Annotated in this window: 12 protein-coding genes; 6 read left to right on the forward strand and 6 right to left on the reverse strand. The window is 59.9% G+C overall.

Annotation, left to right across the window (positions count from 1 at the left end):
- Position 1: 1 nt before the first annotated feature.
- Together CH92_RS07895 and CH92_RS07900 are read right to left on the reverse strand one after the other, a co-directional pair.
- The gene (locus CH92_RS07895) at positions 2-1,294 is read right to left on the reverse strand and encodes a serine/threonine protein kinase (RefSeq protein WP_025241229.1); all 1,293 of its coding nucleotides are present in this window, start codon (positions 1,292-1,294) and stop codon (positions 2-4) included.
- 476 nt (positions 1,295-1,770) lie between these two features.
- Positions 1,771-1,995 carry a DUF2061 domain-containing protein gene (locus CH92_RS07900; protein WP_025241230.1) on the reverse strand — a complete coding sequence of 75 codons (225 nt, stop codon included), beginning with the start codon at positions 1,993-1,995 and terminating at the stop codon, positions 1,771-1,773.
- 255 nt (positions 1,996-2,250) lie between these two features.
- Here CH92_RS07900 and CH92_RS07905 point away from each other — a divergent pair, with 255 nt between their 5' ends.
- The 6 genes from CH92_RS07905 to CH92_RS07935 all read left to right on the forward strand — a co-directional run bounded on the left by CH92_RS07905 (position 2,251) and on the right by CH92_RS07935 (position 8,351).
- Entirely contained in the window at positions 2,251-2,565 is a 315-nt protein-coding gene (locus tag CH92_RS07905) for a DUF485 domain-containing protein (RefSeq protein WP_025241231.1), read from the forward strand.
- Positions 2,565-4,220, forward strand: a complete 1,656-nt coding sequence (locus CH92_RS07910) for a cation acetate symporter (RefSeq protein ID WP_025241232.1) — start codon at positions 2,565-2,567, stop codon at positions 4,218-4,220. The genes CH92_RS07905 and CH92_RS07910 overlap by 1 nt, the downstream gene beginning before the upstream one ends.
- 111 nt (positions 4,221-4,331) lie before the next feature.
- A protein-coding gene (locus CH92_RS07920; protein ID WP_144380967.1) for an IS3 family transposase occupies positions 4,332-5,557 on the forward strand; the annotation gives its coding sequence in 2 pieces (ribosomal slippage) (positions 4,332-4,695 and positions 4,695-5,557; 1,227 coding nt in all).
- A gap of 176 nt (positions 5,558-5,733) precedes the next feature.
- Complete coding sequence (locus tag CH92_RS07925; RefSeq protein WP_025241235.1) at positions 5,734-6,540, forward strand: SDR family oxidoreductase; 807 nt, start codon at positions 5,734-5,736, stop codon at positions 6,538-6,540.
- A 111-nt stretch (positions 6,541-6,651) separates the two neighbouring features.
- A complete protein-coding gene (locus CH92_RS07930; protein ID WP_025241236.1) occupies positions 6,652-7,797 on the forward strand; it encodes an MFS transporter in 1,146 nt (381 codons plus the stop codon).
- A 131-nt stretch (positions 7,798-7,928) separates the two neighbouring features.
- A complete protein-coding gene (locus tag CH92_RS07935) occupies positions 7,929-8,351 on the forward strand; it encodes a hypothetical protein (RefSeq protein ID WP_025241237.1) in 423 nt (140 codons plus the stop codon).
- Positions 8,352-8,354: 3 nt separating this feature from the next.
- Here CH92_RS07935 and CH92_RS07940 read toward each other — a convergent pair whose 3' ends face one another.
- From CH92_RS07940 to ngg, 4 genes are all read right to left on the reverse strand, one after another.
- Entirely contained in the window at positions 8,355-8,585 is a 231-nt protein-coding gene (locus CH92_RS07940) for a YheU family protein (protein WP_025241238.1), read from the reverse strand.
- 9 nt (positions 8,586-8,594) lie between these two features.
- Complete coding sequence (locus CH92_RS07945; protein ID WP_025241239.1) at positions 8,595-11,354, reverse strand: hybrid sensor histidine kinase/response regulator; 2,760 nt, start codon at positions 11,352-11,354, stop codon at positions 8,595-8,597.
- A gap of 208 nt (positions 11,355-11,562) precedes the next feature.
- On the reverse strand, positions 11,563-12,762 hold the full coding sequence (locus tag CH92_RS07950; protein ID WP_025241240.1) for an osmoprotectant NAGGN system M42 family peptidase: 1,200 nt from the start codon (positions 12,760-12,762) through the stop codon (positions 11,563-11,565).
- A gap of 123 nt (positions 12,763-12,885) precedes the next feature.
- Positions 12,886-14,628 (reverse strand): N-acetylglutaminylglutamine synthetase, encoded by a 1,743-nt coding sequence (gene ngg, locus CH92_RS07955; protein WP_025241241.1) that lies wholly within the window; start codon positions 14,626-14,628, stop codon positions 12,886-12,888.
- Positions 14,629-14,684 lie beyond the last annotated feature (56 nt).

Consider the following 14,684-nt stretch of genomic DNA (forward strand, 5'->3'; position numbering starts at 1 on the left):
TCTAGCCACGGAAGAACTCCAGCATGTCTTGAGCATTGACCCGGTAATTGAGATTGCCGCAATGGCCTCCACGCGGGTAAAGCTTCATTCGCTCACCGAAAGTTCTGCGCAGGAAGCCCAGATCGCCAGCGCCGAGAATGATGTCGTCCGCGTTGTGCATGACCGCGATTTTCGGGCTGTTATGCAGGTAATCCTCCAGTGCGTAGAGACTGACCTGCTGCACCAGCTGCGTCAGGCTGCCACCGTCCTGCTGAGCGCGCCACATGGGGATCAGCTGCTCGGTGATGTAGCAATCGAAGTCGCACAACAGGGCGCGCCGGAAGAATGGCTCCAGGCTAGTACCTTCGTCGATCGGATACTCGGGCGGCACGATCAGGCCGCGGCGGTTGATCAGATCGGAAGTGAACACAATATCGGCGGCCGAGAAGCGGAATACCGAGCCGACCAGCATTGCCATCTGTTCGTCAGTCAGCCGCAAGGCCGACTGTTGGAAATCGAACAGCATGGCCTCGTCGAGATTGATCGCGCCTTTTTGACGGTAATAGCGGGTGAGCTTTTCCAGAATGACCTGATAAAAGGTCGTGCTGCTGTCGATCGCCTCGACCTGGGTCTGTACCAGTTTGTCCAGGTTGTTAATTGAGGTGTAGAGATTCACCGGCGGATTGACCATCAGCACGCGTTTGAAATTGAAGCTCTGGCGCGTCTCGTCCAGCTTGCTGACGAAGGCAGCGTTGAGCGCGCCGAGGCTGTAGCCGACGAGGTTGAATTCGGTGACGGGCAGGTTGTGCTGCTGGGCTCGGACCGCTTGCATCACCCGATACAGGTCTTTGGCATCGTCAGGGCTGTAGCCGGGCGTGGCGTAGCGCGAGGCAGCGGCGATGAAGTCGAAACTGGTCGGAGAGGATAGCTGTACCACGTGATAACCGGCACCGTAGAACAGGCGTTTGAGCGATTCGGTCTTTTCCGAAGAGTAGCTCGCGCCGGTGCCGGAAATGATGAACATCAGCGGGGCAGGGCCGGGTTGCCGCGCCAGGCGGTAAGTCAGACGTTTCACGGCCCAGAAATTATCGGGCAAGGTGAACTCGCGTTCGGGGCGCAGCCGCAGATGATAGTCGGCCTGATCGATATCGTCGTCGCTGGGCACGACGGCGCGCAACGCGGCTGGAGTCGTGGCGATCGTTGCCTCGAACGGGTTGCTCAGCGGATAGCCATACTGCTCGACACTTATGTCGGCAGCCTGGGCGGACGTTACGACCAGCGTTAGCAGTGCAGTCAGGCACAGCAGCATTCGCATCTAGAGGGTGCTCCTGGGGCAAGCGTGGGAGTTCGGCGAAGCGGATATGCATGGCTTTTTTCTGCTCGATGATGGCAGAAAAGAAGGGTCTGCCTTCAGGCTAAGCGGCCACGGCTGTCGACAGATCCGAGCGGTGCCTGGCGCCGCTGCGAAACGGGGTGAGGCGGACGCATCACAATACGCTTCGTGTGCTCGCCGGTGCGGCCACCTGGCGACTGGCGTTCGGCTGTTGCGGGTATTACGCATTGCTCCTCCATGGTGAGCGTTTCTGCCTTCCTGCGAACGCTGGTCCAGCTGTAAATCGAACCTGCCAAGCTCAGCGCATCTTCATAGACCACGCTTAAGCCGTCTGGTTGCGTCCGGGTTTCTGGCGGGCAGGCATCCGTTCGAGCTCGAAGGGGCTTCGGCCGTCCCGTTGCAAGTCAGGATGCGGGTGTCCTTGAACGGCCGCCGTTGCGAATCGTTCGTGGTCAGGCTCAGGCGTGGTGGTGCAACCAGGCGTGAGACGGGATCTCGTCACCGCTACGCTGGCGCTTTTCCAGGCGTTGCCAGACCCGCTCGTGCAGGTAGAAACCCACCGAATTGCACAGCGGCTCGATAGCTGCCACGAGCCCGCCGGCGGCGGCACTACCCGTCAAAGCGTAAGTCACCGTAAAGGCAATGCAAAAGTGCATCAGGGTAAAGGTCACGGTCTTGAGCATGGCGATCTCCGTATGCAGTCGAGAATTATTCTCTGTTGGCGCCAGTCTCGCGTTGTCATAGCGGGAAAGACAATCGCTCTGCTTGATCCATGAAATAGGCTTGGCCTATTGCCCTGACTCGGCCTGCTTAGGGCGTCTAGGACGGCGGTTCCAGCAAATAAAAACCAGACCATGGTCGAGTGGTGTTCGACCTGGCGGACTCTAAAGTAGCCGCCTGCCCTCAGCAGTGGGCTGAGAGCGGGTGGAGACTGACCAATGCAAAATGAAGATGTTTACCGGCAGATCTATGCCAATCCGCGCTTCCAGGAACTGGTTGCCAAGCGCGGCCGCTTCGCGTGGCTACTATCGGCCGTCATGCTCGGCGCTTATCTCGCTTTCATCCTGTTGATCGCTTTCGAACCAGCAGTCCTAGGTATCCCGCTCGCCGCCGATACCGTGACTACCTGGGGTATTCCGGTGGGTGTCGGGGTGATTTTCATGGCATTCATTCTGACTGGCATTTATGTCCAGCGTGCCAACGGCGAGTTTGATCGAATCAATCAGGAAATCCTCAGCGAGGCTCAACAATAATGATTGTGCGTTTATTAATGGCAGCGGTTCTGCTGATCGGCTCACCGCTGCTCCTGGCCGATGCGCTCACCGGCGAAGTGCAGAAACAGGCGGTCAACTACACAGCCATCGCCATGTTCGTCGCCTTCATCGGTTTCACCATGGGCATCACCAAGTGGGCGGCCAAGCGCAACACCTCCACGTCTGACTACTACACAGCTGGCGGCAGCATCACCGGCTTCCAGAACGGCCTGGCGATCGCTGGCGACTTCATGTCCGCGGCATCCTTCCTGGGTATTTCCGCACTGGTGTACACGAGCGGCTACGACGGGCTGATCTATTCCATCGGCTTCCTGGTCGGCTGGCCGGTCATCCTGTTTCTGATGGCAGAGCGCTTGCGCAACCTGGGCAAGTTCACCTTCTCCGACGTGGCGTCTTACCGCCTCGGTCAGATGCAGATTCGCATCCTTTCGGCATTTGGCTCGTTGATCGTGGTGGCCTTTTACCTGATCGCGCAGATGGTTGGTGCCGGCAAGCTGATCCAGCTGCTGTTCGGCCTCGACTACTACGTTGCAGTGGTGCTGGTTGGCGTATTGATGGTCATGTACGTGCTGTTCGGCGGCATGTTGGCGACTACTTGGGTGCAGATCATCAAGGCGGTGCTGCTGCTGTCGGGCGCCAGTTTCATGGCGATCATGGTGATGCAGGCGGTCAACTTCGACTTCGGCAGGCTGTTCGCCGAAGCGGTGAACATTCACGAGAAGGGCGCTGCGATCATGAGCCCGGGTGGCCTGGTGTCCGATCCGATCTCCGCAATCTCGCTCGGCCTGGCACTGATGTTCGGTACTGCCGGTCTGCCGCATATCCTGATGCGCTTCTTCACCGTTGCCGATGCCAAGGAAGCGCGAAAGAGCGTGTTCTACGCCACCGGCTTCATCGGTTACTTTTACATCCTGACTTTCATCATTGGCTTCGGCGCCATCCTGCTGGTCAGCACCAACCCGCAATTCAAGGACGCAGCGGGCGCCATTGTCGGTGGTACCAACATGGTTGCCATCCACCTGGCGAATGCCGTAGGGGGCAACCTGTTCCTTGGATTCATATCCGCCGTGGCCTTCGCGACCATCCTTGCGGTGGTAGCCGGCCTGACCCTGGCGGGCGCCTCGGCAGTTTCCCATGACCTGTATGCCTGCGTGATCAAGAAGGGTAAGGCCAAGGAAGAAGACGAGATGCGGGTCACCAAGATCACCACTCTGGCACTCGGCGTCGTGGCGATTCTGCTGGGCATCATCTTCGAGAAGCAGAACATCGCCTTCATGGTGGGGCTGGCTTTCTCGATCGCGGCCAGCTGCAATTTCCCGGTACTGTTCCTGTCCATGTACTGGAAGGGTTTGAGTACCCGCGGCGCGCTGGTCGGAGGCTCGCTGGGGCTGGCAACTGCGCTGATCCTGACCATTATCAGCCCGACCGTATGGGTCGATGTGTTCGGCTATGCCGAAGCCATTTTCCCCTACAAATATCCGGCGTTGTTCTCGATGATCGTAGCGTTCGTGGGGATCTGGTTCTTCTCGGTGACGGACAAGTCCAAGGCGGCGGGGCTTGAACGCGAGCGTTTCTTCTCGCAGTTCGTGCGGTCCCAGACCGGCCTGGGTTCCAGTGGGGCGGTCGCACACTGATCGCGAAACCTGCGGTTAAAGAAGGGCAGCCCTAGGGCTGCCCTTCTTTTTTTTGCGTGTCCCGTCCTGAATAGGGTTTACACCTTCTGATCTGTTTTGCAGGAGGATGCGATGGAAGCGGCGATGAGGCGCAGTCAGCGAGACTACACGATGACTTTTAAATTATCGGTCGTCGATCAGGTCGAAAAAGGCGAGCTGAGTTACAGAGAGGCTCAGGAGCGTTACGGAATTCAAGGCAAGACGACCGTTCTGACATGGTTACGCAAGCACGGTCGGCAAAACTGGGATCCAGGCGCATACATTGGCTCGCCGAGGATGGGGAACATGCCCGATCAAGACCGCCCTTTAACGCCAGAGCAACGCATCAAAGAGCTTGAAGAGCAGCTCAAGCTGTCGAATCAGAAAGCGCAGTTTTTCGAAGCTGTGGTGGATGTCTTGCAAACTGACTACGGTCTGTCTGTCGTAAAAAAGCGTCCCGGCAAGTCCTCTCGCAAAAGCGCATCCAAAACCTGAGCATCAGCAGGGCTTGCCAGTTCATGGGGATAAGCCGACAGGCTTACTACAAGCGCAATCGCGCCGACATTACGCGTCTGGTTCTGGATCAGAAAGTAGCTGATTTCGTTACGCAAAAACGCCTGCGGCAACCCCGCATGGGGACGCGGAAGCTGCATTATTTACTGCATTGCCAGCCACAGTATGAGCTGCGAGTGGGTCGAGACCGTTTGTTTTCAATTTTGCGCGAGAGACGTTTATTAGTGGCCCGCAAGCGGGCGTATCACAAGACGACCGATAGCCATCATCGCTTTCGGCGGCATCCGAACCTGCTCAAAGCGGGTCCTGATCAGGTGGTTCCAAGCGGCCCGGAGCAAGTCTGGGTGGCTGACATTACCTATCTGCCCACCCAAGAAGGTGTGGCCTATCTGAGCCTTGTGACGGATGCTTTTTCGCGCAGAATCATGGGCTATCACGTCCATGAAAACCTGCACGCCGAGTCGGTAGCTCAGGCGCTGCGTCGAGCAGTGAGTCAGCGCCAAACCGTGCAGCCGCTGATCCACCACTCGGACAGAGGCAGCCAGTACTGTTCGGGAACGTACCAGGCACTGCATGCCAAACATGGCATCAGGTGCTCGATGACGGACGGCTATGACTGTTATCAAAACGCCCTGGCAGAGCGGGTCAACGGGATATTGAAGACCGAGCTTTTGCTCCAGAGACCACAGGATTTAACCCAGGCGAAGAAGATGGTCGGCGAGTCGGTGGCGATCTATAACCGCGAGCGTCCGCACCTGTCTTTGAGATATCAAACGCCCGATGCGATGCACCGGACGTTTAGGTGAAACAGGTGTAAACCTATTTCAGGACTAGACAGCGACTTGCAACGACACGTCGATGGTCACACAGGCTTCCAATCGGGCACGGAACATGCCCGTCATTCAGCATTTCGATAGAGGCCGGAGCGCATGCCTGCTTTCGCTAGACTCGTGGCAACCCAACGAACAAAAGGTTACAAACGATGCAAAACCGCATGATGGTCACTGGCGCCGGTTCCGGTCTGGGTCGCGAGATCGCACTACGCTGGGCGCGTGAGGGTTGGCAATTGGCCCTCTCGGATGTCAACGAAGCCGGCCTGGCCGACACCCTGAAAATGGTCCGCGAAGCCGGTGGCGACGGCTTCACCCAGCGCTGCGACGTGCGCGACTACAGCCAGCTGACGGCGCTGGCGCAGGCCTGTGAGACCAAACTCGGTGGTATCGACGTGGTGGTCAATAACGCCGGTGTGGCGTCCGGTGGTTTCTTCGACGAGTTATCGCTGGAGGATTGGGACTGGCAGATCGCCATCAACCTCATGGGTGTGGTCAAAGGTTGCAAGGCGTTCCTGCCACTGGTGCAAAAGAGCCGTGGCAAGATCATTAACATTGCCTCCATGGCCGCGTTGATGCAGGCGCCGGGCATGAGCAACTACAACGTGGCAAAGGCTGGCGTGGTGGCTCTATCGGAGAGTCTCCTGGTCGAACTGAAACAACAGGAAGTGGGCGTCCACGTGGTTTGCCCCTCGTTCTTCCAGACCAATCTGATGGACTCCTACCGTGGGCCGACGCCCAACATGAAGGCGCAGATCAGCAAGCTACTCGAAGCATCGCCCATTACTGCGGCCGATATTGCCGATTATATTTATCGTCAGGTAGCCGAAGGCACATTCATGATCCTGCCGCATGAGGAGGGCCGCATGGCCTGGAAAATCAAACAGCAGAACCCGCAGGCCATCTACGACGAGATGGCCGCACTGGCGGAGAAGAAGCGCAACAAAAGTAAAACCTGACTGTTCGGTCCGTTATGCTTGCCGTGATTTGGGGTCGGGAGTAGGGTTGCCTGTCCGATCCCAGTCCGACCCTATGGATTCACTGTGAAAAACCCATCCCGCTGGCTGCTCATGCTGGCTCTGGTGCTCGCCGCCATCAATCTTCGCCCCGGTATCACGTCTTTTGCGCCCCTGATCGAACGCATCGCTGCGGAACTTGACCTCAGCCGAAGTCTTATCAGCCTGACCACGGCATTGCCGGTGATGCTGATGGGTTTGCTCGCACCGCTGGCACCGCGGCTGGCCGTGCGTTTCGGTCTGGAGCGGACCATTAGCCTGTGCTTGGGCCTTATCGGTGCGGCGCTGGTGCTGCGCCTGTGGGGCGAAAGTGCCGCAGTGCTGATCGGCACGGCCGCCATGGTCGGTGCCGGGATAGCGGTGGCTGGGCCGCTGCTGTCGGGCTTCATCAAACGCTATTTCCTCGATCGCATGGGCAAGACCGCCGCCTTCTATTCGCTGAGCATGGCCGTTGGCGGCACCATCGGTGTGGTGCTGACGGCACCCGCGACGCAATGGCTGGATGAGCGCTGGACCTGGGGACTTGCGCTCTGGGCAATTCCGGCGGTATTGGCGCTGGCGATCTGGTGGCGGTTACCGAACCAGCCGGAGGCGACGCTCGAGCGGCGCGCAGGACTACCCTGGGGCGAGCCGCGCGCTTGGCTGGTGAGCATCTACTTCGCCCTGCAGGCCGGGTTGTTCTACGCCTTGGCGACTTGGCTGGTTGCGCGTTACCACGAGGCCGGCTTCAGTCTGTTGCAGAGCAACGCTTTCTTTAGTGGCTTCATGCTGATCGGTCTGCCCAGCGCCTTCGCCATGCCCTGGTTGGCGCAGCGCTTCGGCAAACGGCACGTGCTGATGGCTTGCTGTGGTGTGCTGGCTACTGTCTGTCTGCTGGTCATCGCCCTGGTTCCGCAGGCTCAGCCGCTAGTGGTCTGCATGCTGCTGGGCGTGGCCTTGAACGGCACCTTTTCCATGTCACTGGTGTTGCCGATGTACGAAGCAAGCACACCGCTGGCAGTGAGTCGCCTGACCGCAATGATGCTCTGCACCGGTTACTGCCTGGCATGCTTCACGCCGGTGCTGACAGGGCTGGGGCGTGATATTGCCGGCGACTATCGCGGGCCGTTCCTGGTACTCGCGAGCATGGCGGCAGTGATGTCGGTGCTGGCCTTGCGCCTGGCTCCGCGACGCGATCTCGCGGCGGCAGCTGCAGCCTGAAGTTACCCAACTCAAGGCGAGATGTGGCCTGAGTCACCCCTGCGTAGCGCGAAGTCGCCATACCCGCAGCGGACGCTGGAACGCCAAGCTGATTTGGTTGAACATGTCGGGCTTTCGTCTGGAGTGTCCTTGTGGAGCCGGAATCCATCGTCTACGGCAGCATCCGCGACTGGCCCTCGGCCGATGTCGATCAGTGCCGGCTGCGCCGTACGGTCAATCGCCGCGCATTGGACAATCTGCCGCAAGGCGAGGGTTGGCCCTTCATCGGGCGGGAAATGTTCTCGTTTTGTGCCGGCGATGGCCTGTATCAGACGCAGGTGATTCACTTTGGTGCCAGTTATCGCGCGGTCGAATACGAGTGGGCGCTATGGGTGCGTAACTTCGAGGCCCTGCTCAACGAGCTCTACTGGACGAGTGCGGTGGTGCATCTGGAAACCGAACTCAACGGCACGCACACCTTTCGCTGGGAAACGGAAAGCGGCTCGCACAGCCCGCATCAGCGTGATCTGCGTATGCGCTGCGCCTGGGAGCGTGACGGTGGCGTGTTGGGCTGAGGCTTAGTTGTCCAGCCATTCCTTCGGCACGTCGCGCTTGAGCGCCAGTTGGCATTGCTGGTGATCCGCATCGAAGACGATAACCGCCGTACCCTTGCTCAACGCCTGGCGTACCCGTTCGACACGGGTCTGCAGCGGCGTCTCATCACCGTTGTCGGTGCCCTCGCGGGTTACAAAGTCCTCGATAAGGCGGGTGAGGGTGTCGGGTTCGAGCTGGTCGTGGGGGATGAGCATGGAGTCGGCTCAGGTGGGGTGGTCGGGTTCGGTAACCGGGGTGCTTAGGAAGCGATCCAGGCAAGCATACAGCTGCTCGGTGTCCAATGGCTTGCCAATGAAATCGTCCATGCCGGCCTCGCGGCCCTGCTCGCGGTGATCGTCGAGGACATGCGCCGTGAGCGCAATGATTGGCACTGGTGCGAGACCCTGTTCAGCTTCGAGGCGGCGAATCTGCCGGCTCGCCTCGAAACCGTCGAGCTCCGGCATCTCGCAGTCCATCAGAATCAACTGCGCTGCGGACGGATCATCGCGATAGGCCGACACGGCCCGGCGGCCATTTTCGGCGATTATCACCTCGTAGCCACGCTTGCGCAGCAGGCTGATGACCACCATCTGACTGACCGGGTTGTCTTCGGCGACGAGAATGCACGAGCGCGAAGTCGTCGCGTTGCGGTCGAGCATAGTCGTATCGGCTGGAGAGCTGCCCGACGGCTGGTAGAGCCGATGCAACGCGTCGCGCAGCGGGCCAAGCAAGAGTGGTAGCGGCAGATTGACCAGCCGCAGCGTCGGGGCCAGGACCATGCATTCAGTTTGCGGAGGGCACAGCAGCATCACGCGCTGATTCGGCTCGAGCTGGTTGCTCAGCGCCGCCAGCCAGTCCTGGGGTCTTCCGGGCCACGGGGCCGTCAGGACCAGCAGCGGTGTCGCGACGTGATCGTCCAGGTAACGAGGCAGTCGTTGCGGCTCTTCGCAGCGCACCACGCGCATGCCCCAGCGCGTCAGCAGATTACCCATGGCGTCGAGTGCGTGAAGATCCTGAGAGGCAATCACCGCAGTTCGGCCTTCGAGCAGTGCAGTGAGTGGATCATGGTTGCCGCCCGCATCGTGCAGCGGGATGGAGAAACTGAAGCGGCTGCCCTTGCCCGGTGCGCTCTGTACGTCGATCTGGCCGCCCATCATCTCTACCAATTCTTTGCTGATAACCAGCCCCAGGCCACTGCCACCATAACGGCGGTTGGTACTGGAATCGCCCTGGGCGAAGGAGACGAACAGCTGTGCGAGCACCTCGGCGCGCATGCCGATACCGCTATCGATCACCGAGAAGGTCAGCCTTCGAGCCTCGGCTGGCCCCTGAGTTGCGACCTCGAGCATGACGCAGCCGCTCTCGGTGAACTTCAGTGCATTGCTGAGCAGGTTCAACAACACCTGTTTGAGTCGGGTCGGATCACCCCGTTGCCGTCGTGGCACGCCTGTCGCGATGCTCACATGCAGGCGGAGCTCCTTTTCCAAGGCCTGGGCGGTGAACAGACTGATGGTCTCGGAAACCAGCGCTTCGAGGTCGTATTCGATATCTTCCAGGACCAGCTTGCCGGCACCGATGCGTGCATAGTCGAGGATGTCATTGATCACCGACATCAACGAGGCGCTGGAGCTGGAAATGGTGTCCAGATAGAAGCGCTGGTTGCGGTCCAGCGAGGTTTCGCGCAGCAGCTGCAACATGCCGAGCACACCATTGAGCGGTGTGCGGATCTCATGGCTCATCTTCGCCAGGAAGCGGCTTTTAGCCTGGTTTTCGCTTTCCGCTCGAGCGGCGGCCTGGCGCGACCGAAAGCCTTCCTCCTTGAGCAGATTGATCCGATCGGCAAGCCCGATGGAGAGGGTGATCAACTCGAAGGCGATACCGACCTTGACGATCGAAGAGCCGTAAAGACCGAACAGATTGAAGCCCAGAGAGCCTGCCGTAACGACGACGAAGGTTAACAGCAGCACACCCCACGCCAGCGTGTAATAAAGCCCGTAGCGAACACCTCGGCGCCAGACGAATGCACCGGTCAGCAACAGGCCGATGGACGTGCTGATCACCATGACGCTGGCCAGAATGCTCCAAGTCTGCAGATCGAGGACGAGCCCGGACAGCAGGGCGCCAAATGACACCAGGAACGCCACGAGCAATGCAAAATCGAGCCGCGGAAAGTACTCGCGGGTGTGCAGGAAGTGGCGGCTGAACTGAATCGAGACCAGGCAGTGGCTGAGCATCAGGGCATAGATGCCCAACGCGACAAAGCCCCCATCGTCGTTCAGCCATTTGACCAGCAGACCATCGAAGCTGAGCGCAAACAGCCCGACATTGACGTTGTAAATCAGGTACCAGAAATAGGCCGGTTCACGAAGCGACACAAACAGGAACAGGTTGTAGCAGAACATTGCGAAAAGCACGCCGTAGAAGGCGCCAACGAAGCCCATCGACTCTTCGGCCACCGCCGCGCTAGCGCTATAGCTACTGAAATACAGGGGCACATACAAGGTGCTGGTACTTTTCACGCGCAGGAGCAGCGTCGAGGTGCCGGGTTCCAGCTCGACCGGAAACCAGAAGTTGCTGACTTTGACTGAGCGTTCGCTAAACGGGTAGCTGTCGCCGGTCTGCTGACGGCTTATGCGACCGTCCGGATGTCGCAGATACAGTTCGATGTGATCGAGCAGCGGGTAGTTGATCTCGACGAAACCGCCGATGGCAGTGCTCAGCTGGTTGTCCAGATCGACGCGAAACCACCATGCGTCGTTATTCTTGCCCTTGTTGGCATGCGTGTCGCTGACCGGTTCGAAGGTCTTGGCCGGCAGATCGAACACCTCGGCTACGCCCAGCTCGGCAGCAGGGTCGCGCAGAAAATAGGTCCAGCTGCCCAGCGATTGGCGGAAATCCTTCGAGTCCACCGGTACGGGTGTGAATGCCCAACTCTGAGCAGATAAACAATAGAGAAAGATGGCCAGGCAAAGACGCGGCAACATGTTGGGACCCGGAGTCGTGCAAATGTCGCAGGCGGATCGGGCGCAATAGCCAGATCACGAGACTGCGCGCAGTTTCAGTACGCGAATGGCAAGCCAGGTTCGCCTGAGGCAATCCATATATTTCAGACACTTGCGACTTTGCCCGGATCGAAGCCGCCTCGCAATCGGCAATTGCCTCAACTTGGCGGCACATCATGAAACACGAAGCTCAATCGGACGAATCGTCAGCGCGCTTGTCGAAGATCGAATCGACCGGCGGTACGCGGGTGTCGTTCTCCATCTGAGCGTCGTGTTCAAGCTGATGACTGAAGTTTTCCAGTGAGCCCTGGCCTGTATGAGCGTCGCTTGCGAAAACTGGCGGGCTCAGCAGATAGCTGCAGACCAGACGGCTCATCGCTGCCAGGCTGTCGATATGGGTCCGCTCATAACCATGGGTCGCATCGCAGCCGAATGCGAGCAAGGCGGTGCGGATGTCGTGCCCAGCAGCAATCGCCGACTGGGCGTCGCTGTGGTAGTAGCGGAACAGGTCGCGGCGCACCGGTATGTCGTGACCTTCGGCCAGCTTGATCAGGTGTCGTGACAGGTGAAAATCGTAGGGGCCACCAGAATCCTGCATCGCAACCGTAACGGCATGTTCGCTGGATTCCTGGCCTTTGGCAGTCGGTGCGATATCGATGCCGACGAATTCGCTCACGTCCCACGGCAGCGCACCCGCTGCACCCGAGCCGGTTTCTTCGGTAATGGTGAACAACGGGTGGCAGTCGATCGGCAGCTCCTGGCCGCTCTCGACCACCGCCTTCAATGCAGCCAGCAGGGCGGCCACGCCAGCTTTGTCGTCCAGATGGCGGGCACTGATGTAGCCGCTGTCGGTGAACTCCGGCATCGGATCGAACGCGACGAAGTCGCCGATGTTGACGCCCAGCGCAACGGTGTCGGAACGGCAAGCGGTCAAGGCATCCAGGCGTAGCTCAACGTGATCCCAACTAATCGGCATCTCATCGACCGCCTTATTGAAGGCATGTCCGGAGGCAAGGAGTGGCAGCACGCTGCCCCGGATAACGCCATGGTCAGTGAACACACTGACGCGACTGCCTTCGGCGAAGCGGCTCGACCAGCAGCCGACCGGAGATAGGCCCAGTCGGCCGGTGTCGTGGATTTCGCGAACGCTGGCGCCGATGGTATCCAGGTGCGCGGCGATCGCTCTATCGGGACTGTCCCGGCGGCCTTTCAATGTTGCGCGGATCGTGCCGCGGCGGGTTAGCTCGAAGGGGATACCCAGTTCCTTCAAACGCTCGGCAACGTAACGCACGATGGTGTCGGTGAAGCCGGTAGGGCTGGGAATCGCCAGTGTTTCCAGCAAGACGCGTTGCAAATAATTGAGATCGGGTTCGGGAAGCTGTGCAGTCATGATCGATCCTTGTGGGGCAGTGAATGGATGCCGCCATACGGTTGAATGAGTGCGAGGGTGATGCTGCGGGCAAGCATGCCGCGACGGAGGCGGCGAGGCCGCCAGGTTCGTGGTTGCCTTCTTCTAGAGCGTGTTGTGGCTTAGCGGAAACAGCAAATCGATGAAACGCTCCGCGGTCGGCTGCGGATGATGGTTGGCCAGACCGACACGCTCATTGGCCTCGATGAATACATAGTCCGGCTGATCCGCAGCGGGCACCAGCAGATCCAGCCCGACTACCGGGATATCCAGCGCCCGTGCTGCGCGAACGGCTGCGTCGATCAATTCGGGATGCAGCTGTTCGGTGACATCCTCGAGGGTGCCGCCGGTATGCAGGTTCGCGGTGCGCCGGACCACGAGATGGTGCCCGCGCGGCAGGACACTTTCGTAGTCGAAACCGGCATCTTCGATGCAACGCTGGGTTTCCTTGTCCAGCGGGATGCGGCTTTCGCCACTGGTGGCGGCCTGGCGCCGGCGGCTCTGGGCTTCGATCAGCTTGCGAATGCTGTGGCTACCGTCGCCCACCACTTCAGCGGGGCGGCGGATGGCGGCTGCCACCACCTCGTAGCCGATAACCACGATGCGCAGATCAAGCCCGGCATGGTAGCTCTCGATCAGCACGCGTTGATCGAACCGTCGTGCCTGGGTAATAGCCTCTTCCAGATCCTCCACGGTGCGCAGATCCACCGATACCCCGTGGCCCTGTTCGCCGTCGACCGGCTTGACCACCACACTGCCGTGCTCTTTTAGAAACGCCGCATTGCTGTCTGCCGATCCCGCCAGTAGCTGGGCTGGCAGCTTGAGTCCAGCCCTGGCCAGGGTGCGGTGGGTGAGGCATTTGTCCTGGCACAGCGTCATGCTCACGGCAGAGGTCAGATCCGACAGCGACTCGCGGCAGCGCACCTTTCGGCCGCCTTGGGTGAGGGTAAACAGGCCGGCCTCGGCGTCATCGATACTGATCTCGATGCCGCGCCGGCGCGCCTCGTCGACGATGATTTTGGCGTAGGGGTTCAGTTCGGCTTCAGGGCCCGGGCCTAGAAACAGCGATTGGTTAATGGTGTTCTTGCGCTTGACCGTGAAGGTCTGCAGGTCGCGGAAGCCGAGCTTGGCGTAGAGCGCCTTGGCCTGCTTGTTGTCGTGCAGCACCGACAGGTCGAGGTAAGCCAGGCCACGTCCCATGTACTGCTCTATCAGATGACGAACCAGCGCTTCGCCGACCCCAGGCCGGCTGCAGCTCGGGGCTACGGCCAGGCACCAGAGACTGGAACCGTTCTCGGGGTCGTTGAACGCCTTGTGGTGATTGATGCCCATGACGCTGCCGATGATCTGCCCGGAGTCGTCATCCTCGGCCAGCCAGTAGACTGGCCCGCCTTTCTCGCGTGGAGTACATAGCTGAGGATTGACCGGCAGCATGCCGCGCGATTGATACAGGCAGTTGATCGCCTTCCAATCAGCGTCGCTTTGCGCCCGGCGGATGCCGAAGCCACGGAAGCTGCGGCGTGCGGGACGGTAGTCGGTAAACCAGATCCGCATGGTATCTGAGGGGTCGAGAAACAGTTGTTGCGGGGCGTTGGCGAGCACCTGGTGAGGGGCGGCGACATAGAGCGCGATGTCGCGTTCGCCGGCCTGCTCTCCCAACAGGTCCGCAGCCAGGTCGGCGGGGTCGGAATAGGTATGCCCGACCAGTATCCGGCCCCAGCCACAATGGAGTGTCACCGGGCCCTGAGACTCTTCCTGGCCGTCCTCGGCAAGGCGCGCTTGCAGCCGTTCGTAGGTCGGGGTCTGGCCGCGCAACAACCGCTGTCCATAAGCTTGAGACTTCTGCATGGTGCTTTCCTTGGAGCTGCCATGACGCCGCAAATCGCAGGCGAAACAGTAAATGC

The sequence above is a fragment of the Stutzerimonas stutzeri genome, assembly GCF_000590475.1.
Lineage (GTDB): Bacteria > Pseudomonadota > Gammaproteobacteria > Pseudomonadales > Pseudomonadaceae > Stutzerimonas > Stutzerimonas stutzeri_D.

Excerpts from the sequence above, each read along its gene's own strand:
- CH92_RS07895 (WP_025241229.1), bottom strand. The coding sequence starts at position 1,294 with ATGCGAATGCTGCTGTGCCTGACTGCACTGCTAACGCTGGTCGTAACG.
- CH92_RS07900 (WP_025241230.1), bottom strand. The coding sequence starts at position 1,995 with ATGCTCAAGACCGTGACCTTTACCCTGATGCACTTTTGCATTGCCTTT.
- CH92_RS07905 (WP_025241231.1), top strand. The coding sequence starts at position 2,251 with ATGCAAAATGAAGATGTTTACCGGCAGATCTATGCCAATCCGCGCTTC.
- CH92_RS07910 (WP_025241232.1), top strand. The coding sequence starts at position 2,565 with ATGATTGTGCGTTTATTAATGGCAGCGGTTCTGCTGATCGGCTCACCG.
- CH92_RS07925 (WP_025241235.1), top strand. The coding sequence starts at position 5,734 with ATGCAAAACCGCATGATGGTCACTGGCGCCGGTTCCGGTCTGGGTCGC.
- CH92_RS07930 (WP_025241236.1), top strand. The coding sequence starts at position 6,652 with ATGCTGGCTCTGGTGCTCGCCGCCATCAATCTTCGCCCCGGTATCACG.
- CH92_RS07940 (WP_025241238.1), bottom strand. The coding sequence starts at position 8,585 with ATGCTCATCCCCCACGACCAGCTCGAACCCGACACCCTCACCCGCCTT.
- CH92_RS07945 (WP_025241239.1), bottom strand. The coding sequence starts at position 11,354 with ATGTTGCCGCGTCTTTGCCTGGCCATCTTTCTCTATTGTTTATCTGCT.
- CH92_RS07950 (WP_025241240.1), bottom strand. The coding sequence starts at position 12,762 with ATGACTGCACAGCTTCCCGAACCCGATCTCAATTATTTGCAACGCGTC.
- ngg (WP_025241241.1), bottom strand. The coding sequence starts at position 14,628 with ATGCAGAAGTCTCAAGCTTATGGACAGCGGTTGTTGCGCGGCCAGACC.